This window comes from uncultured Ferrovibrio sp., from assembly GCF_937960835.1.
Taxonomy (GTDB): domain Bacteria; phylum Pseudomonadota; class Alphaproteobacteria; order Ferrovibrionales; family Ferrovibrionaceae; genus Ferrovibrio.
The window spans coordinates 542,651-560,103 of sequence record NZ_CALGPC010000006.1; the positions used below are offsets into that span (position 1 = coordinate 542,651).

19 protein-coding genes are annotated in these 17,453 nt (G+C 62.6%); 12 read left to right on the top strand and 7 right to left on the bottom strand.

The window, feature by feature from the left end:
- Positions 1-17: 17 nt before the first annotated feature.
- The 4 genes from Q0603_RS06975 to Q0603_RS06990 all read left to right on the top strand — a co-directional run bounded on the left by Q0603_RS06975 (position 18) and on the right by Q0603_RS06990 (position 4,054).
- On the top strand, positions 18-1,160 hold the full coding sequence (locus tag Q0603_RS06975; protein ID WP_298723974.1) for an OmpA family protein: 1,143 nt from the start codon (positions 18-20) through the stop codon (positions 1,158-1,160).
- A gap of 171 nt (positions 1,161-1,331) precedes the next feature.
- Positions 1,332-2,474 carry a flagellar motor protein MotA gene (locus Q0603_RS06980; RefSeq protein ID WP_298723977.1) on the top strand — a complete coding sequence of 381 codons (1,143 nt, stop codon included), beginning with the start codon at positions 1,332-1,334 and terminating at the stop codon, positions 2,472-2,474.
- 37 nt (positions 2,475-2,511) lie between these two features.
- A complete protein-coding gene (locus tag Q0603_RS06985) occupies positions 2,512-3,582 on the top strand; it encodes a peptidoglycan -binding protein (RefSeq protein ID WP_298723979.1) in 1,071 nt (356 codons plus the stop codon).
- A gap of 4 nt (positions 3,583-3,586) precedes the next feature.
- A complete protein-coding gene (locus Q0603_RS06990) occupies positions 3,587-4,054 on the top strand; it encodes a DUF3574 domain-containing protein (RefSeq protein WP_298723981.1) in 468 nt (155 codons plus the stop codon).
- Positions 4,055-4,073: 19 nt separating this feature from the next.
- Here the strand turns inward: Q0603_RS06990 and Q0603_RS06995 are convergent, their stop codons facing one another.
- Positions 4,074-5,141 carry a hypothetical protein gene (locus Q0603_RS06995; protein WP_298723983.1) on the bottom strand — a complete coding sequence of 356 codons (1,068 nt, stop codon included), beginning with the start codon at positions 5,139-5,141 and terminating at the stop codon, positions 4,074-4,076.
- 34 nt (positions 5,142-5,175) lie between these two features.
- Positions 5,176-6,963, bottom strand: coding sequence for an ABC transporter transmembrane domain-containing protein (locus Q0603_RS07000; protein ID WP_298723986.1), 1,788 nt, complete (start codon positions 6,961-6,963; stop codon positions 5,176-5,178).
- 164 nt (positions 6,964-7,127) lie between these two features.
- Here Q0603_RS07000 and Q0603_RS07005 point away from each other — a divergent pair, with 164 nt between their 5' ends.
- The 4 genes from Q0603_RS07005 to Q0603_RS07020 all read left to right on the top strand — a co-directional run bounded on the left by Q0603_RS07005 (position 7,128) and on the right by Q0603_RS07020 (position 9,318).
- The gene (locus Q0603_RS07005) at positions 7,128-7,694 is read left to right on the top strand and encodes a hypothetical protein (protein WP_298723988.1); all 567 of its coding nucleotides are present in this window, start codon (positions 7,128-7,130) and stop codon (positions 7,692-7,694) included.
- Positions 7,695-7,885: 191 nt separating this feature from the next.
- Complete coding sequence (rpmE, locus tag Q0603_RS07010; protein WP_298723990.1) at positions 7,886-8,113, top strand: 50S ribosomal protein L31; 228 nt, start codon at positions 7,886-7,888, stop codon at positions 8,111-8,113.
- A 268-nt stretch (positions 8,114-8,381) separates the two neighbouring features.
- Complete coding sequence (locus tag Q0603_RS07015; protein ID WP_298723992.1) at positions 8,382-8,648, top strand: hypothetical protein; 267 nt, start codon at positions 8,382-8,384, stop codon at positions 8,646-8,648.
- A 190-nt stretch (positions 8,649-8,838) separates the two neighbouring features.
- Positions 8,839-9,318: an Hsp20 family protein gene (locus tag Q0603_RS07020; RefSeq protein ID WP_298723994.1), complete on the top strand. Its 480-nt coding sequence runs from the start codon at positions 8,839-8,841 to the stop codon at positions 9,316-9,318.
- Positions 9,319-9,485: 167 nt separating this feature from the next.
- Here Q0603_RS07020 and Q0603_RS07025 read toward each other — a convergent pair whose 3' ends face one another.
- The 4 genes from Q0603_RS07025 to Q0603_RS07040 form a co-directional block, all read right to left on the bottom strand.
- On the bottom strand, positions 9,486-10,523 hold the full coding sequence (locus Q0603_RS07025) for a class I fructose-bisphosphate aldolase (protein ID WP_298723996.1): 1,038 nt from the start codon (positions 10,521-10,523) through the stop codon (positions 9,486-9,488).
- An 89-nt stretch (positions 10,524-10,612) separates the two neighbouring features.
- Positions 10,613-11,809, bottom strand: coding sequence for a phosphoglycerate kinase (locus tag Q0603_RS07030; protein WP_298723998.1), 1,197 nt, complete (start codon positions 11,807-11,809; stop codon positions 10,613-10,615).
- A gap of 23 nt (positions 11,810-11,832) precedes the next feature.
- Positions 11,833-12,837 (bottom strand): type I glyceraldehyde-3-phosphate dehydrogenase, encoded by a 1,005-nt coding sequence (gene gap, locus Q0603_RS07035; RefSeq protein WP_298724000.1) that lies wholly within the window; start codon positions 12,835-12,837, stop codon positions 11,833-11,835.
- A gap of 158 nt (positions 12,838-12,995) precedes the next feature.
- Positions 12,996-13,685, bottom strand: a complete 690-nt coding sequence (locus Q0603_RS07040) for a TIGR02117 family protein (protein WP_298724002.1) — start codon at positions 13,683-13,685, stop codon at positions 12,996-12,998.
- Between the two features lie 95 nt (positions 13,686-13,780).
- Here Q0603_RS07040 and Q0603_RS07045 point away from each other — a divergent pair, with 95 nt between their 5' ends.
- Positions 13,781-14,314, top strand: coding sequence for an acyloxyacyl hydrolase (locus tag Q0603_RS07045; RefSeq protein WP_298724004.1), 534 nt, complete (start codon positions 13,781-13,783; stop codon positions 14,312-14,314).
- A 108-nt stretch (positions 14,315-14,422) separates the two neighbouring features.
- On the opposite strand, the gene gluQRS is transcribed toward Q0603_RS07045, so the two are convergent.
- Positions 14,423-15,301 carry a tRNA glutamyl-Q(34) synthetase GluQRS gene (gene gluQRS / locus Q0603_RS07050; RefSeq protein WP_298724006.1) on the bottom strand — a complete coding sequence of 293 codons (879 nt, stop codon included), beginning with the start codon at positions 15,299-15,301 and terminating at the stop codon, positions 14,423-14,425.
- 36 nt (positions 15,302-15,337) lie between these two features.
- Between gluQRS and Q0603_RS07055 the strand changes: the two genes are divergently transcribed.
- From Q0603_RS07055 to Q0603_RS07065, 3 genes are all read left to right on the top strand, one after another.
- Positions 15,338-16,018, top strand: coding sequence for a DNA-3-methyladenine glycosylase 2 family protein (locus tag Q0603_RS07055; RefSeq protein WP_298724008.1), 681 nt, complete (start codon positions 15,338-15,340; stop codon positions 16,016-16,018).
- A 39-nt stretch (positions 16,019-16,057) separates the two neighbouring features.
- Positions 16,058-16,774 (top strand): dienelactone hydrolase family protein, encoded by a 717-nt coding sequence (locus tag Q0603_RS07060; RefSeq protein ID WP_298724011.1) that lies wholly within the window; start codon positions 16,058-16,060, stop codon positions 16,772-16,774.
- A gap of 118 nt (positions 16,775-16,892) precedes the next feature.
- On the top strand, positions 16,893-17,438 hold the full coding sequence (locus Q0603_RS07065) for an HNH endonuclease (protein ID WP_298724013.1): 546 nt from the start codon (positions 16,893-16,895) through the stop codon (positions 17,436-17,438).
- The last annotated feature ends 15 nt before the right edge of the window (positions 17,439-17,453 follow it).

Here is a 17,453-nt window from a genome sequence, read left to right on the forward strand (position 1 = left end):
TTAGGGGGACAGGTCCAATGGCTGCAAAGCCGCTGAGATTGAAGTTTGTTATCGTATTGCTGGCCAGCGGCCTGGCGCAGATGACCATGGCCTTTGGTCCGGCCCAGGCGCAGACCCTGATCGGGGGCCAGGCCGGTGGCAGTGTCCAGATCAATCCTCAAGCTCTGGATCAGCTCGGTCCATCCACCTACGGCTCCTATGGCGGGACCTTTGGCAGCGCGCCGCTGCTTGGCTCCTCCGGCCAGGCCAGTTTTCCGTCAATTTCCGGTCGTCCGCCGCTGCCAGGCGAAGCCCCGGCGCCGAAGCCGCTGATCGGTGAAACCAGTGCCCAGCGGGCAGCCGCAGCCCGGCCGCGCCCGGCGCGTTCATCTACCGCAACCCGCCCCGCCTCGGTCCGTACTGAGCAGCCAGTGCCGTCTGCCGTTCCCGCGCCGGCTCCGGCGGTAAGCGAACCGCCGCCCAGCCAGCCTGTCAGCCCCGCGCCGACGCCGGTTGTGCCCGCGACGGAGCAGCCGACGGCCTCCGTCCCGACCCCTGCCGAACAGCCCGCGGCAACCCCGGTAACGCCGCCGGTGCCGCTGGTGCCCGCGCCGCAGTCTTCGGCGTCTTCGGCCCAGGAAAGCGCCAGCCAGCCGGACCAGTCGTCGGCCGCAGCTCAGCCCCAGGCTCCTACCAGCCAGGCTCCTACCAGCCAGGCTCCTACCAGTCAGGCTCCTGCCAGCCAGGCTCCCGTCAGCCCGGCGCCTGCTCCTACGCCGGTCCAGCCGCCGGCAGTCCAAGCTCCGGCCAACCAGCAAAGCGCCATGGTCACTCCGCCGCCTGTACCTGCCGCACCCTCCGGCAGCCAGAGCGGCATCGTCACCGTTACTTTCCCCGGCGGACAAAGCGAGTTGCCGACCACCGATCTCTCTTCGCTTGATGCTCTGGCGCAGCATTACGCGAATACGGACGATCGCTTGCAGATCCGCGCCTATGCTGATGGCGGCAATGCCGATGGCGGCAGCGGCGCGCGGCGCCTGGCGCTGAGCCGCGCGCTCGCGGTGCGTGCCTATCTGATCGACAAGGGAATCCGCAGCACGCGCATCGATGTGCGCGCGCTTGGCACGCCGACCGATGGCTCACCTGCCGACCGGGTCGAGGTCGCGCCGGTCGGCCGCTGACCGCACCGCCGGCGGTCGGCGCCGTTCCTGCCGCAATCGTTTGCTTCGGCGCGCTGTCGGGTGAGCGCGAAAAGACGCTATTTTGGGGTTGCCCTGCCGCGAGTCGCGTCGGCAAGGTGCCGCAAAAAGGCCGTATTCCGCCCCTAGGCAGAACGGTAAAGGATGGCAGGCATGACGAAACCGGGTCGTTTTCTGTTCCGCATGGCGGTATTTCTGATTGCGGTTGGTGCGGTGGTCGCAGTGCTGCACGCACCGCTCTATCGAGCCTTCATGGCCAATCCGCCATTGAACAGCCTGATCGCCGCCGTGCTGCTGCTCGGTATTCTATACACCTTTCGTCAGGTCATCATGATCGGTCAGGACGCCAACTGGGTGGAAGCCTGGCAGAAGGCGCAGCGCACCGCGACGCAGGTACGGGTAGGCGAGCCGTCCAATATGCTGGCGCCGTTGGTGAAGGTGTTGGAAAGCCGCGGTCCGCGCGGCTCGCTGCCGACGACTGCGACAAGAGCTCTGCTTGACTCGGTAGGCGCGCGGCTGGATGAGGCACGCGACATCTCGCGTTACTTCATCGGACTGATGGTTTTCCTTGGCCTGCTCGGCACCTTCTGGGGATTGCTTGAGACGATCTCCTCGGTCAGCGACACGATCTCGTCGCTCTCGCTTGGCAATGCTGAGGACATCAACGGCCTGTTCGAGCGGCTGAAGGGCGGGCTCGAGGCACCGCTGGCGGGCATGGGCCTGGCGTTCTCCACTTCGATGATGGGCTTGGCGGGTTCGCTGATCCTCGGATTTTTGGATCTGCAGACGGGGCAGGCGCAGAACCGCTTCTTCAATGACCTTGAGGAATGGCTGGCCAGCTTCACCCGGATCGGTGGCGGCGCGATTGCCGATGGCGATCACTCGGTGCCTGCTTACGTGCAGGCCCTGCTGGAGCAGACCGCGGACAGCCTCGACAATCTGCAGCGCACCATGGCGCGCAGCGAGGAAAGTCGCAATTCCACGGGCGCTGCGCTGATGCAGCTGAATGAAAAGCTTAGCCTGCTGACCGAGCAGATGCGCGCCGAGCAGGGCCTGCTGCTCAAACTCACTGAGCATCAGATCGAGATGAAGCCGATCCTGGCCAAACTGGCGCAGGGTGCCGAAACCGGCGGCATGGATGCCGCCAGCCGCGGCCATATCCGCAATATCGACATTCTGCTGACCCGCCTGCTCGACGATGCAGCGCAAGGCCGTGCCAAACTGGTCGACGACATGCGGGCCGAGATCAAGCTGTTGTCGCGCACCATCGCCGCGATGGCGGACAACCGGCGCTGACGGAGCGGATCCGATGGCAATGGTGAAAGGATAGGGAATGGCATTTGCGCGACGCCGCGGCGAAGCCCATACCGCAGGCCCATGGCCGGGCTATGTGGACGTGTTGTCCACGCTGCTCATGGTGGTGGTTTTCGTGCTGGCGGTTTTCGTGCTGGTGCAGTTTTTTCTCGCCAACGCCATTTCCGGCCGCGACAAGGCGCTGGCCGAATTGCGCATGGAGATCGCAGGGCTAGTCGAGCAACTGGCGCTGGAGAAGCGAACCAGTGCTCAATTGCGTCTCGATCTCGGTCAGTTGCAGTCGTCGTTAAGCGCGATCAGTGCCGAACGGGATCAGCTGGCCGCCGTACTGTCCGATGCACAGCAGCGCGCCGATGAGGCCGAAAAGAAGCTGGCCGAGCAAAGCCAGATCATCATCGATCTGCAAGGCAAGCTGGTTTCCAGCGAGGGGCAACTGGAGCAGGAGAAGCGCCTGAGCGCCGAGGCACGCAGCCAGGTCGATCTGCTGAACCGTCAGATTCTCGCTCTGCGTGAGCAGCTGGCGCAGATCGAGCGCATCCTTCGTGAAAGCGAAGAGAAGGACAAGGCCAACCAGGCCCAGATTACCGATCTGGGGCGCCGCCTGAATGCCGCGCTGGCGCGCAAGGTCGACGAGCTGACCAACTACCGCTCGGAATTCTTCGGCCGTCTGCGGCAGGCTTTGGGCAATCGCCGCGACATCCAGATCGTCGGTGACCGCTTCGTCTTCCAGTCGGAAGTCCTGTTCGACAGCGCCTCGGCGGAACTGAATCCGCAGGGACGGGAGCAGATGGCCAAGCTGGCAAAGACACTGATCGAGATCGCCGGAAAAATCCCGTCCGACCTGAAATGGATACTGCGCGTCGATGGCCATACCGACAAGGTGCCGATCCGCACAGTGCAATTCCCCTCCAACTGGGAGTTGTCGACCGCGCGCGCAACGTCGGTAGTGAAATTCCTCATCGCCCAGGGCGTGCCGGCCGAGCGGCTGGCGGCGACCGGGTTCGGCGAATTCCAGCCGCTGGACACCAACGACGACGAGATTGCGCTGCGCCGCAACCGCCGGATCGAGCTGAAGCTCACCGAGCGCTAACGCGATGTTCGAGGATGCTTTCTACAAGATCGGCGAACGCATCGGCTCGCTGCAGGCCCAGGTGATCTGCGCTCTGGCCTTGGCGGCAGCAACGCTCGTCATCCTGCTGGCGGCAGGCCTCTATCTTTGGTCCGATCCGCTCACGTTCTGCCGCCAGCGCACCACCAGCCTCGTCTTTGGCACGGCGATGGGCAGCGACCGCAAGGTGGAGGCAGCCGATTGGGCGCGCTTTGTCGATGAGGCGATCCTGCCGCGCTTTCCCGATGGCTTTACCCTGCTGGAAGCGCAGGGTGCGTGGCGTGCGAGCGATAGTGGCGCGGCGGTACGCGAAGACAGCCATATTCTGATGGTGGCTCGGCCGCGGGATGGAGCAATCGATGGCAAGCTGGCAGCCATCATCGACGAGTACAAGGCTCGCTTCCGGCAGGACAGCGTGCTGCGGATGGATCAATGCAGCGCGTATGAATTCTGACCGCGCTGTTGCGGTCTCGTTATTCCACGTCGCGCAACTGCTCCGGATCGAACTGGCAATCGAGCAGCTTAGGCTCAAACACGGCGCTGATCAGCAGGCGATTCTGATAATGCACGGCGGTGCTGGCGCCGGAGATCAGGCTGCCGGGATCGCCAAAAGCCTGTTGCAGGCGCATCGCGCCGCGGCTGTCGCGGCTGAGGCGCAGGACCAGGCTTGGGCTTTCCTTTTCTGCATCGTTCGCGTGACCGATAAAGGCTAAGGCATTCGGATGCGCAGCGATCCACAGGTTGCCATCGGCGTCGCGCCGCAGATTGTCGGGGCCCGCCGGCAGCGACAGGCTTCCGTTGCGGATCAACGCGCCGCTAATGGGGTCTCGCGTGTAAGACAGCAGCATACGCCACAAGGTCGATCCGACCAGAACGGAATTGCCGTCCGAGGTGATCTCGATGCCGTTTGCGAAGGCAATGTCGTCGGCCACGATGCGCGCGCCGCGGCCATCGTGATAGACTACGGTCGAGCGGCTGAGTTGGAGAAGATTCTCTACCATATGCATCCAGCGCGGACCTGAGCCGCGATCGTTGGTGAGGTAGAAGGCCTCCGGTCCAGCGGCCGCGATGCCGTTGGGATGCACGAACAGATCGCTGGCGACGCTGCCCCGGTGGTGCAGACGCGGCTGGCCGTCGCGTACCAGCAAGGCAAAGATTTCGACGGTATGGCGATCCGCGCTGCGATGATTAATGACGTGCAGGAAGATCTGGCCGTCCGCGCCGCGGAACAGAGCCATGCCATGCGGATGGAAGGGTAGAGAGGCAGGCGTGTCCAGCTTTACCAGCTGGCCCGGCCACGTGGACAGATCGTAGTACCATAGCGCGCCCGGCGTCTCGCGATTGCGCCGGTCCTGCGCCGAAAGAATGGCCGCGCTGCCGTCGGGCAGCATCGCCATGTCCTCCGGTCCAGCCGGCGCCTCGACGGCGATACATTGCCCAGCCACGAAAGGTTCGGTGCTGCGGAAGGCGCCGCTCAGCCAGATCGTATAGGCAACATAGATCACCAGCGCGATGGCGATGAAACGCCACCAGAAGCGCATGAGCCGGCGCTGCGCCGGTTGGGATGAACTGCGTCTACGCGGTGGCATCGGTTGAGCTCGTCATGAATTGCAATCGCGCCAGACGCGCATAGAGGCCGCCTTCGGCCATCAGGCTTTCGTGGCAGCCGGAGGCAACAATACGTCCCTGATCCATCACCACGATGCGGTCGGCCTTTTGCACGGTGGCAAGCCGGTGAGCGATCACCAAGGTGGTGCGTCCCTGCATCAGATGTTCCAAAGCCTGCTGTACCTTACGTTCGGATTCCGCGTCCAATGACGAAGTGGCCTCATCCAGCAGCAGGACCGGCGGATCGCGCAGCAGCGCTCGCGCAATGGCAATCCGCTGACGCTGACCGCCGGAGAGGCGGACGCCACGCTCGCCCAAGTAAGTGTCGTAGCCTTGAGGCAAATTCTGAATGAAGCCATGTGCGGCCGCGGCCTCGGCAGCGGCCTGGACCTCTTCATCGGTCGCATCCGGCCGGCCATAGCGGATATTCTCAATCACCGAAGCGCCGAAGATGACCGGCTCCTGCGCCACCAAACCGATATGGCGCCGCAGTTCGACCGGATCGAGCTGCGTTATATCGACGCCGTCGAAGCGGATATGACCGGCCTCAGGGTCGTAGAAGCGCAGCAGCAACTGGAACAGTGTGGTCTTGCCGGCGCCCGATGGGCCGACAATGGCAACAGTCTCGCCTGCCGCGACATCGAGCGACAAGCCGTCCACGGCCGGGAGCTGCGGACGGGCGGGATAGTGGAAGCGGATATTCTCGAATTGCAGGCGGCCCGACGGTTTGGCCGGCAGATGCAGCGGCGTGGCGGGGGCACGGACACAAGGCTCGGTGGCCAGAAGCTGCATCAATCGCTCGGCCGCGCCGGCAGCGCGCTGCACATCGCCCCAGATTTCCGACAATGCGCCAACGGCTGACGCGCCGATCACGGCGTAGAAGACGAAGGCAGATAATTCACCCGCCGACATCTCTCCCGCGAACACCGCCTTGCCGCCGATCCACATCACGGCATTCACGGCGCCGAAGACCAGCAGCATCACCAAAGCCGTGAGCCAGGCGCGGGCGCGGATACGGCGCAGCGCGGTCTGGAAGGCGGATTCTGTGTTGGCGGCAAATCGCGCGCCTTCGCGGGTTTCGTAAGTATAGGCCTGAACGGTTGTAATGGCGTTCAGTGTTTCCCCTGCCTGAGCGGAGAGGTCGGCGATGCGATCCTGGCTTTCGCGCGACAGCTTGCGCAGCCGTCGGCCGAGCACCACGATCGGCAGGATCACGAAGGGGATCACCAGCGCCACCAGCAGCGTCAGCCGGGGTGAGGTGATGATCAGCAGGACGGCGCTACCGAAGAACAGCAGGACATTGCGCAGCGCGACCGAGATCGACGAACCGACCAAGGTCTGGATCAGTTCGGTATCGGTGGTCAGCCGCGACAGCACCTCGCCGGTGCGGGTCGATTCAAAAAAAGCCGGGCTGAGCTTCAGTACATGGTTGTAGACGGTCTTGCGGATATCGGCGACCACCCGCTCGCCCAGCCAGGTAACGAAGTAGAAGCGCGCAAAAGTCGCCACTGCCAACACCGCAACCACGCCGAACAGCGCGCCGAAATAAAGATCGAGATAGGTGCCGCCATTCTCGCCGAAGCCGACATCGATGACCCGCCGAATGGCTTGGCCGATGCCCAGCACCGCCCCGGCGGCAACAGTCAGCGCCACTATGGCCCCCGCAACGGCCCAGCGATACGGCGCGACGAAGGCGAAGATGCGCCGCAGCGCGCCTAGCGATGGGCGTTTCTGTTCGGGCGATGAGGCGGTCATTCTACCTTGTTGGCTAATGATATCCGGCGGTTATAGCCGCCGCTGGCATAAGTCACAACGCGGGTGCGGGGCCTCAACGTCGCACCGAGACGTAGATCCACTTATATTATCTCTAAATACCCCCTTTATGTTCACGATGGCGCGGCTATTAGCGCAGACGGCCGATGCTTTGCGCTGGCTTGATCGTGGTTCTCGCGTCCTTCGGCCAGACCACGAGAATGGGGATGGTACGTGGCGAGCAGACCGGATTGATGATTGGCTCGATGGTCGAACGGCGTTCGCCAGATCCATCCTTCTATCGCAACGGCAAGCTCAAGCTGTGGTGTGCAATACCTCAGGCGATGCTGCTTCGGCATGGCCGGCTTCACGGCGCATGTCCGCGAGGCCCATCATCAGTCAGCTACATCCCAGTGGATGGTGACGATGTTGGCCTGCTACTCGACGTCAACGTTGTCTATAGCGGCGTTGTCTATGGCGGCCAGGTGCAGCAACGTCTGATCGAGCAATATGCTTTCCTCGACGCGGCGGCCGGACCATGGTTTTCGATCGCAGCACCCCTCGGACATCCGGAAGAAGAGGCCGAACGTGAGGAGCGGCGCCGGCCGCGCGATTTCCGAGACACCAGCCAGACCCGGGTCGCTGTCTATGCCGAAGGCCGGAATGTCGGCCAGAGCGAGGTTTCGGATGCGGTGCGCGAACGGCTTGTCTGCGTTCCCTCAGGTATCCTGTGAGCGTCAGGACGGAGCCGCGCAGCGGAACGAGTTCGGGACTGGAAAACCGGCATTTTTTTGAAGCCTGTTCGCCATAAAGTCGGCCGCGGGCTGACGTTCGGCCTTGCGGTAAAGGGCGGTTCTGGCTATAACGCCCCGCCATTGAGGATTTTGAGGATCTGCCCGGGCGGGCGGGTTCAGGAGAGATTGTTATGAAACCCGATATCCATCCGGATTACCACGAAATCAAGGTCCAGATGACCGACGGAACCGTCTACACGACCCGTTCGACCTGGGGCAAGCCGGGCGACACGATGATGCTCGACATCGATTCCACCTCGCATCCGGCTTGGACCGGTGGTCCGGCCCGTCTGAATGAGTCCGGCGGTCAGGTTGCGAAGTTCAAGAAGAAGTTCGGCAACTTCGGTCTGAAGAAGTAAGTTTTGCATTCGCGCGTTAGTCGCGCGGTCTGCAGTTAATGCAAGGCGGTCGGGATTACCCGGCCGCCTTTGCTTTTGTGGCTTTGCTTGCGCGTTTCAACATCTCTGCAGCCACTTGTGTAAGTTGGAAGGCATAGCCTTCAATTACCCGCATAAATTGTCAAATTTTTGCGCCGCATTATCTGCGCGGTTGATGTTACGATTCGTTAGTGACGCTGTACGTAGAACTGCTGCTAATCTGGCATCGAATCGATAAAGAAGAGCGGTCATGGCCCAGGTCTATCAATCCGCCTCGATCAAACTCGGCGACGAGATCATCACAATTATTTATGTCTCTTACGCCGCTATTGCGACTGACGAAATGGCGTCGCGGTCGCTCGCGGCGATGAAGCCGCTGTTCAAGAACTCGACCCTGGTGCTGGCAGCTCAGGGCGTGAATCTTGCGCCGGAATTTGTCGGGCCGAAGCACGCGGTGGACTTCCTGCGTGGTCGCCCGCTGACCCAGTTCAAGTGGTATCCGATTTCCGTCGGCTGACGGATTTCTCGTCGCTTTTCTTGTCTTAAGTTCCAGAACTCGCCCAGCTTCAAGACCCTCTTGAAGCCGCTTCCTGCCCTTCCTACATGCCAGTCGAGCCGGATGCCCATCGCGGGGTCCGGCCAGTCACGGCGGCCAGGCGATAGTGCGGGCCGTGAAGACGGACTTGTCGCTTAAGGAGGATAAGACCATGCGTGCATTTGATTTCTCGCCCCTGCTGCGCTCCAGCATCGGATTTGATCACGTCAACCGGCTGTTCGATCTGGCCAGCCGCCTCGACGAGACGGCGCCCAGTTATCCGCCCTACAATATCGAGAAACGCGGCGAAGATGCCTACCGCATCACTATGGCGGTGGCCGGCTTCCGCCCGGAAGAACTCGATGTGACGGTGAAGGAGAATAGCCTGATCATCACCGGCAAAGCCGCGGAGGAGTCGAAGGCTGAAGACGAAGAGGTGACGGTGCTGCATCGCGGCATCGCGCGCCGCGCGTTCGAGCGCCGCTTCCAGCTTGCCGACACGGTGAAGGTGGTTGGCGCTGATCTCAGGGATGGCCTGCTGCATATCGCGCTGAAGCGCGAAGTGCCTGAGGCCAAGAAGCCTCGTCAGATCCCGATTATGACGGCAGCAAATGCCGGCACGGTGATCGACGCGCAACCCAAGGCCGCCTAACGGCCTTCGATAACCAAAGCAGCCAAACCTCGAAACGGCCCGGACGGGAAACCGCCCGGGCTTTTCATGCCCAGGTTTCGAGTTTGCATGCTTCTAAGATGCAAAAATGAAACGGCCCGGCATTGCTGCCGGGGCCGTGATTGTTTTTTTAAGAGGAAAGGCGCGATTTAGGCTGCCTTGAATTCCTGCTCCAGCTTGGCTTCGTACTTGCCGCTCGCGGCCAGACCATTCAGACGGGCGCGATGCAAAAAGCCCTTCTGCGCATTGGCAGCGTTGCTCGCCTTGCCGCCCCACAGCTTCAGCGGCAGGGCCTGCAGCGCGCGGCCGTAAGAGAAGGTCAGCTTCCACGGCAGGTTCGGATGACGCGCATTCATGGCGCCGAGATGGGCCGAAGCATCCTCGTCCGACTGGCCGCCCGACAGGAAGGCGATGCCCGGCACGGCAGCCGGCACGCAGCGCAGCAGAACCTGCACGGTGGCATCGGCCACTTCCTCGACGCTGGCGGTCTTCTTGCAGCTCTCGCCATGGATGACCATGTTGGGTTTCAGGATCATGCCTTCGAAGGCGACGTTATGCAGCGCGAGCTGCTCGAACACCGTGTGCAGGGTGCGCTCGGTGGCGTTGAACGAGGCCTGAAGGTCGTGGTCGCCGTCCATCAGGATTTCCGGCTCGACGATCGGCACGATGTTCTCTGCCTGGCAGAGGGCCGCATAGCGGGCCAGCGCCTCGGCATTGGCGACCAGCGCATGGCGCGAGGGCTTGCCGGCGGCGACATCGATGCTGAGCACCGCGCGCCACTTGGCGAAGCGGGCGCCGAGCTGATGGTATTCCTGCAGGCGCTTGCGCAGGCCGTCCAGCCCCTCGGTGATCTTCTCGCCGCTGCTGCCCGGCAGTTCCACGGCACCCTTGTCGACCTTGATGCCCGGCACGATGCCGCGCTTCTTCAGGATTTCGACCAGCGGAGTGCCGTCCTTGGCCTTCTGGCGGATCGTCTCGTCATAGAGGATGACGCCCGAGATGTACTTCTCGATCTCCGGCGTGGTGAACAGCATCTCGCGATAGTCGCGGCGGTTCTCCTCGGTGTTCGGTACGTTGATGCTGGACAGCCGCTTCTCGATGGTGCCGGTGCTTTCGTCCGCGGCAAGGATGCCCTTGCCCGGCGCGACCATCGCTTCTGCGATCTGGTTGAGTTCCTTGAGGTTCATAGATCAGCTCCCGATTGATCCTTTAATTCTGTTCAGTGAAACGGACTCTAGCACGTGATTTTTCAGGGGCCAGGGGGGTGAGCCTCGCCTCAATGCCCGTTTAAAGCGGCCACGCCCGGCAGCTCCTTGCCTTCCATCCATTCGAGGAAGGCACCGCCGGCCGTGGAAACATAGGAAAATTCCTCGACCACGCCGGCATGGCGCAGAGCGGCCACGGTGTCGCCGCCGCCAGCCACGCTGAGCAGACGGCCCGCCGCAGTCAGCGCCGCCGCAGTACGTGCCACCGTCACCGTTCCGGCATCGAAAGGCGGGGTCTCGAACGCGCCGAGTGGGCCGTTCCAGACCAGTGTCTTGCAATCGGCCAGCAAGGTGCCGAGCCGTGCGGCCGCGACCGGGCCGATATCCAGGATCATCTGATCCGGCGGACAGCGATCCGTTGGCACGACTTTGCTGGCGGCGCCGGGCTTGAACTCGCGGGCCACGACGACGTCGTCGGGCAGCACGACGGCGCAGCCGCGGGCAACGGCCTCGCGCAGGATGTCGCGCGCGGTATCCGCCATGTTCTTCTCGCACAGGCTCTTGCCCACTTCACGGCCTTGCGCGAACAAAAAGGTATTGGCCATGCCGCCGCCGATGATCAGCTTGTCGACCTTCGACAGCAGATTGCCCAGCAGTTCAAGCTTGGTGGACACCTTGGCGCCGCCGATCACTGCGGCCACCGGCTTTTCCGGCGATTCCAGCGCGGCTTCGAGATGCTTCAGCTCCACTTCCATGTTGCGGCCGGCATAAGCAGGCAGCAGATGCGCCAGAGCTTCGGTCGAGACATGAGCGCGGTGGGCGCAGGAGAAAGCGTCATTGACATAGATGTCGCCCAGCGCTGCCATCGATTTGGCGAAGGCAGAATCGTTCTTCTCTTCCGCCGCATGGAAGCGGGTGTTTTCCAGCAGCACGACGCCGCCGGGCTTCAGCTTGTCGATGGCCGCCTTCGCGACATCGCCAATGCAGTCTTCCGCAAAAGCGATCGGGGAGCCGAGCGCGGTGGCCAAAGCAGCGGCCACCGGCTTGAGCGACATTTCCGGCACCGGCTTGCCATCGGGCCGGCCGAAATGCGACAGCACGACCACCTTGGCCCCCTTGCGTGAAAGTTCGTGCAAGGTCGGCAAGATGCGGCTGATGCGCAGATCGTCGGTGATCCGGCCATCCTTCATCGGGACGTTCAGATCGACTCGCGTCAGCACGGTCTTGCCGGCGACATCGACATCGTCGAGCGTGCGGAACTTTGCCATCGCTGCGGCTCCCTAATCGCCGCTTACAGCTTGGCCATCGCCACCGCAGTGTCGGACATGCGGTTGGAGAAGCCCCACTCATTATCGTACCACGACACGACGCGCACCAGATTGCCCTCCATGACCTGGGTCTGCTTCAGGTCGAAGGTCGAGCTGGCGGGATTGTGGTTGAAGTCGCTGGACACCAGCGGCGCGTCGTTGATGTCGAGGATGCCCTTGAGCTTGCCGGCGGCGGCGCGCTTGATCGCGTCGTTCACCTCTTCGACCGTGGTGTTCTTCTTGGCGATGAACTTGAAGTCGATCAGCGACACGTTCGGCGTCGGCACGCGGATCGAGGAGCCGTCCAGCTTGCCCTTGAGATCCGGCAGCACCAGACCGACAGCCTTTGCCGCGCCGGTAGTGGTCGGGATCATCGACAAGGCCGCGGCGCGGGCGCGGTAGAGATCCTTGTGCAGGGTGTCCAGCGTCGGCTGGTCGCCAGTATAGGCATGGATGGTGGTCATGTAGCCCTTCTCGATGCCGATGGCTTCATGAAGCACATAGGCGACCGGGGCGAGGCAGTTCGTCGTGCAGGAGGCGTTCGAGACGACAGTATGCTCGGGCTTCAGCTTGTCGTGGTTAACCCCGTAGACGACGGTGAGGTCAGCGTTGGTGGCGGGCGCCGAGACCAGCACCTTCTTGGCACCGGCGGTCAAATGGGCGGCGGCCTTGTCGCGATCGGTGAAGATGCCGGTGCATTCCATCGCGATGTCGACGTTCAGCTCTTTCCAGGGCAGCTTGGTCGGGTCGCGCTCGGCGGTAACCTTCATCCAGCCGCGGCCGACATCCATCGCGCCGTCCTTGGTCTTCACTTCGCCGTTGAAACGGCCATGGACGCTATCGTAACGGAACAGGTGCGCGTTGGTTTCGACGGGGCCGAGATCGTTGATGCCGACCACCTCGATGTCCGTGCGGCCGCTTTCGATAATGGCGCGCAGAACATTGCGGCCGATGCGGCCGAAACCGTTAATCGCGACGCGTACCGTCATAGTTTTTCTCCGCTGGAATTCCCGTAGACAGGACAGAGGGGAGGGGGCCTCCCCGGGTTTATGGTTTTCGGGGCAGGATTTAGCCCCTTTGGGGCTGAGTCGCAAGGCGACCACGGGCTGGTCACTGCCGCAGACCTGTATGGTGTTCCCGCCATGGCCTATCTTTTGGCCATCAGGCCGAAGGGGAAGGGGGTCCACATTCCGGCGGGAAGCGCTGCGGTACGCAGTGCCCCGCCAATCCACTCGTTACAAGTGCGGAACGGGCTGTAGCGGCCCACTGCTTCGTAGAACGCATCGGTACCGCTATAGGCGGCGCCCTTAATAGGCCGTGGTCGTCCATTCTGCCCGAGTTCGAAGCCTTTGCGGATATAGGCGACGAGAGCGTGATATTGCAGCAGGTCGGCATCGATCCGGCGGACACCCTCGGCATTTTCATCCGGTTCGGCAACCCGCATGACATGCATGGCGGCAGGCCCGCGGCCGAGCAGCGCCGCCAGGGCCAGGCTGGGGCGGAAATCGGCCGGCCGGCGCGTGGCCAGATAGAAGTCGCGGTCACCCCAGCCGAAGGCGATGTAGTTCCGCCCGCTGACATCAGCGGCGAAATCCTCCGGCGGCAGCCATTCGGTCCAGTCCATGGCTTGATCGCCCTCGCCCTGTTTCACGGGAAGCGCCAGCCAGACGTGCCAGCCATTGGAGATCAGATAAACCGGTACTTTCTCTTGTTCGGGCAGGGGATCACGGTAAGGCCCGGAGAGGCTGCCCAGCCCGAGGGCAGCGAGGCCGTAGAGACTCGGAATAACGACGAGTGCAATCAGGGCAATCAGCAGAAGGCGACGCAATATACGCATGGCGGGCTCTCTGCCGGGGAATTGTGGCAATAATAGAGCGGAATGAAACGCCAACGATAAGAAGGGCTTGGCGGGTGCATTCTGCCAAGGATAGTATGCTCGCGCAGACTCAGTTGGGGGGTTCGATGATCCGCGTTTCAAGCGTGTTTGCCGCCGGCTTTCTGGCGGCCGTGATGAGTGTTGTTGCCGCCGCGCCTGCCCGGGCCGATGATCCGGCTTTCCTCGCCCTGTCGGCTGGATATTACGACATCAACGACAACTTCGATGCGGCTGAAGCCCGCATCGAATATCGACACGACGAAAAATTTTGGATTTTCAAGCCCTTCGCCGGCGTGATGGCGACCAGCGACGCGGCGGTGCATGGCTATGCCGGCGTGCTGGTGGACATCTATTTCGGCCGCCGCTGGGTGCTGACCCCCAGCTTCGCGCCCGGCCTCTATCATGATGGCGATGGCAAGGATCTCGGTGGCGCCGTTCAGTTCCGTTCGCAGCTTGAGCTGTCCTACCGCTTCAACGACCGCTCGCGGCTGGGGCTGAGCGTCAACCACATCTCGAATGCCAGCATTTATGACAGCAATCCTGGCACCGAGAGCGTTGCGATCACCTACGCCATCCCGCTCGGGAATTAACAAGCACGGCGCGATCGTACGGCGAACGAGCGTCTAATTTTCCCAAATATCTTAATATCGTTCTATGTATGTTCTTTCATGAAAACCTGCCGGGAATGAGATCTGACCTCAGGTAAAGTCAGCCGGTTCAAGCCCGGCTTGCTGCCAGACGGAGGCTGGTGTTGCTCCTTCAGCGCGGAGGTCGCGGAGGGCCGGGGCATTCTTGCGTTTGGCCAGCCGTTCGCCTGAGGCATCGGTCAGCAGGGGGTGATGGGCATAGGCCGGTACCGGCCAGCCGAACAAAGCCTGCAGCAGCCGATGCAGATGCGTAGCCGGGAAAAGGTCTCGGCCGCGGCTGACCAGGGTGACGCCTTGTAGGGCATCGTCATGGCAGACGCAGAGGTGATAGCTCGCCGGTGTTTCCTTGCGCGCGAGCACGACGTCGCCGAATCCCTGGATCAGCAGGTCGGGTGTGACGGATTGCTGCCCCTCGGATTCGTCATGCCATGAGAGCGGCCAGCGGCCGACCTGGCGGCAGGCGGCAGCTATATTGAGGCGTAACGCATAGGGCTCGCCGCGCGCGATGCGTTCAGCGCGCTCAGCATTGCTCAGCCGCCGGCAGGTGCCAGGATAGATCACGCCATCGAAGCCATGTGGGGCGTGGCCTGCAGCGGCGATTTCGGCCTGAATCTGCTTGCGGCTGCAAAAGCAGGGATAGAGCAGGCCGCGCGATGCAAGGTCATCCAGAGCGCGCTTGTACTCAGCAAGATGCTGCGACTGATGCCGCACGGGTTCGTCCCAGTGCAAACCAAGCCAGGCGAAATCCTCAAAGATCGCCTCTGTGAATTCCGGGCGGCAGCGCGTGCCGTCGATGTCCTCGATGCGCAGGAGAAAACGCCCGCCAGCGGCTTTGGCGCGCAAATAGGCCAGGCCCGCCGAATAGGCATGGCCAAGATGCAGATAGCCGGTAGGGCTTGGCGCGGTGCGGGTGACGATGTCAGAGTGCATGAAACAATTCCGTTCCTGCAGCTTATGGCAAAGCGTTTGCAAAATACAAAGCCGCGGCCGACGCCCGCTCTGAAGCCGGATCGCCGCAGAAGCACGCTGGTCGCCATCGAGGCGCTGTGCCAGCGCGAACCGAAGTTCGCCGAAGCCTGGCGGGTCGTCGAATTCTTGCCCGACCGGCGCCGTCCGGCCGATCTGGCAAGTCTGGCGCGGATCATCGTCGAGCAGCAGGTCTCGGTTGCCTCGGCGGCAGCAATCTGGGCTCGGGTGGAAATGGCGGTGACGCCGTTCACCGCCGAACAGATATTGAAGCGCAGCGATGCACAACTGCAGCGCTGTGGTTTGAGCCGGCCGAAGATGCTTTATCTGCGCCATCTGGCGCGCGCCGTGAAACAGGGCGAGCTCGATTTCGCGTTGTTGCCCAAGCTGGAGGATCACGCGGCCATCACCATGCTGACGGCGGTGAAAGGGATCGGGCGCTGGACGGCGGAGATCTTTTTGCTGTTTGCGCTGGATCGTCCCGATATCTGGCCGGCGCATGATCTCGCGCTGCAGGAAGCAACGCGCCGCTTGTTCGGTTTGAAGTCTCGGCCGGATGTGAAGCAGATGGATGCGCTGGCGGAACCGTGGCGGCCCTATCGCGGCGTCGCTTCGCGGCTGCTGTGGCGGTATTATGCCGTCACGCAGAACCGGCTGACGACCGATGCAGCGCCAGTATGAAACCCGGCACGAAACTGACGATTATGCTGACTGATTGCCATGAAGATTGACGGGCCCCGGATTCCTCCCGCGCAAGGCAAGGCGCAAAGCCTTGTCGTTCTGCTGCATGGCTATGGCGCGGACGGCAACGACCTGATCGAGCTGGGCGCGCAGTGGCGGCGGCAATTGCCCGGAGCTGCTTTCGTAGCGCCGCATGCCCCGACGATGATCCCGGGCTTTCCGCCCGGCATGGGCGGCGGGCGGCAATGGTTCGCACTCGATGCCTATGATCCGAACTTGCTGCGGCGCGACCCGCATCATGCGGCGGAGATTTATGCCACGATGCTAGATGGTGCCGAGAAGGCCGCGCCGGTGCTGGAAAGTTTCATCGACATGGAACTTGCGCGTCTTGGCCTGGGCGCCGACCGGCTGATGTTGGTGGGCTTCAGCCAGGGGACCATGATGGCGCTGCATGTCGGCTTGCGCCGCAGTCCGGCGCCAGCGGGGATTTTGGGATTCTCCGGCGCGCTGCTCGGCGCCGACAAGCTCAAGGAGCAGATTCGCGGCCGGCCGCCGATTCTGCTGATCCATGGCGATGCCGACGACGTGGTACCGCTTGAGGCCTTATTCGCGGCGCTGAACGGACTGGCCGCGGCGGACTGTCCCGCCCGCTGGCATATCGGCAGGGGCGTTGGCCATGGAATCGCGCCGGACGGTCTTGCACTGGGCGGCGCTTTCCTTGCGGAAAGTAGTGGCGCCGCGCGGCTGGCGCGCTAGATCAATGCAGCCTCCGGCCCGGCAGACCGGCGGCCCTTACAAAATAAGGTAGTTGTCATGATGCGGTAACCCCGCATATGGTAATTGCAATTCTACGCAACCGGGCCCTGGGGAGCACATGAACCCTGAGAGTTGTCCAGCGTTAGTGTTGAATGCGGATTACCAGCCGCTGTCTTATTTCCCGCTCTCGGTTTGGCCGTGGCAGGAAGTGGTCAAAGCGGTGTGTATGGATCGCGTCACCATCCTGTCGGAATACGAGCAGGAAATCCGCTCCCCCAGTTTCAGCATGCGGCTGCCGAGCGTGGTGGCGCTGAAACGCTACATCGCCCCGGCCCGCCGCCCAGCCTTTACCCGTTTCAATCTGTTCCTGCGCGACCGCTTCTCCTGCCAATATTGCGGCAGCCGGCATGAACTGACCTTCGATCATGTAATCCCGCGTTCCCGTGGCGGCCTGACCCGCTGGGACAATGTGGTTGCTGCCTGCGCGCCGTGCAATCTGCGCAAGGGCGGCCGCATGCCGCATGATTGTGGCATGCATCCCAGGACGAAGCCGCACATGCCGACCGTACAGGAATTGCAACGTAATGGGCGGGCTTTCCCGCCCAATTATTTGCACGATAGCTGGCGCGACTTCCTATACTGGGATAGTGAACTGGAGCCGTAAGGCCCGAGCTGCGTC

Bases quoted from the DNA above. Each gene is read 5' to 3' on its own strand.
- Q0603_RS07060 (WP_298724011.1), top strand. From the start codon at position 16,058: ATGAAGATTGACGGGCCCCGGATTCCTCCCGCGCAAGGCAAGGCGCAA.
- Q0603_RS07025 (WP_298723996.1), bottom strand. From the start codon at position 10,523: ATGAACCTCAAGGAACTCAACCAGATCGCAGAAGCGATGGTCGCGCCG.
- Q0603_RS07020 (WP_298723994.1), top strand. From the start codon at position 8,839: ATGCGTGCATTTGATTTCTCGCCCCTGCTGCGCTCCAGCATCGGATTT.
- Q0603_RS06990 (WP_298723981.1), top strand. From the start codon at position 3,587: ATGTTCGAGGATGCTTTCTACAAGATCGGCGAACGCATCGGCTCGCTG.
- Q0603_RS07045 (WP_298724004.1), top strand. From the start codon at position 13,781: ATGCTCGCGCAGACTCAGTTGGGGGGTTCGATGATCCGCGTTTCAAGC.
- gluQRS (WP_298724006.1), bottom strand. From the start codon at position 15,301: ATGCACTCTGACATCGTCACCCGCACCGCGCCAAGCCCTACCGGCTAT.
- Q0603_RS07000 (WP_298723986.1), bottom strand. From the start codon at position 6,963: ATGACCGCCTCATCGCCCGAACAGAAACGCCCATCGCTAGGCGCGCTG.
- Q0603_RS07040 (WP_298724002.1), bottom strand. From the start codon at position 13,685: ATGCGTATATTGCGTCGCCTTCTGCTGATTGCCCTGATTGCACTCGTC.
- Q0603_RS06985 (WP_298723979.1), top strand. From the start codon at position 2,512: ATGGCATTTGCGCGACGCCGCGGCGAAGCCCATACCGCAGGCCCATGG.
- Q0603_RS06975 (WP_298723974.1), top strand. From the start codon at position 18: ATGGCTGCAAAGCCGCTGAGATTGAAGTTTGTTATCGTATTGCTGGCC.
- Q0603_RS06995 (WP_298723983.1), bottom strand. From the start codon at position 5,141: ATGCGCTTCTGGTGGCGTTTCATCGCCATCGCGCTGGTGATCTATGTT.
- Q0603_RS07005 (WP_298723988.1), top strand. From the start codon at position 7,128: ATGCTTTGCGCTGGCTTGATCGTGGTTCTCGCGTCCTTCGGCCAGACC.
- Q0603_RS07030 (WP_298723998.1), bottom strand. From the start codon at position 11,809: ATGGCAAAGTTCCGCACGCTCGACGATGTCGATGTCGCCGGCAAGACC.
- gap (WP_298724000.1), bottom strand. From the start codon at position 12,837: ATGACGGTACGCGTCGCGATTAACGGTTTCGGCCGCATCGGCCGCAAT.
- Q0603_RS06980 (WP_298723977.1), top strand. From the start codon at position 1,332: ATGACGAAACCGGGTCGTTTTCTGTTCCGCATGGCGGTATTTCTGATT.
- Q0603_RS07015 (WP_298723992.1), top strand. From the start codon at position 8,382: ATGGCCCAGGTCTATCAATCCGCCTCGATCAAACTCGGCGACGAGATC.
- Q0603_RS07065 (WP_298724013.1), top strand. From the start codon at position 16,893: ATGAACCCTGAGAGTTGTCCAGCGTTAGTGTTGAATGCGGATTACCAG.
- rpmE (WP_298723990.1), top strand. From the start codon at position 7,886: ATGAAACCCGATATCCATCCGGATTACCACGAAATCAAGGTCCAGATG.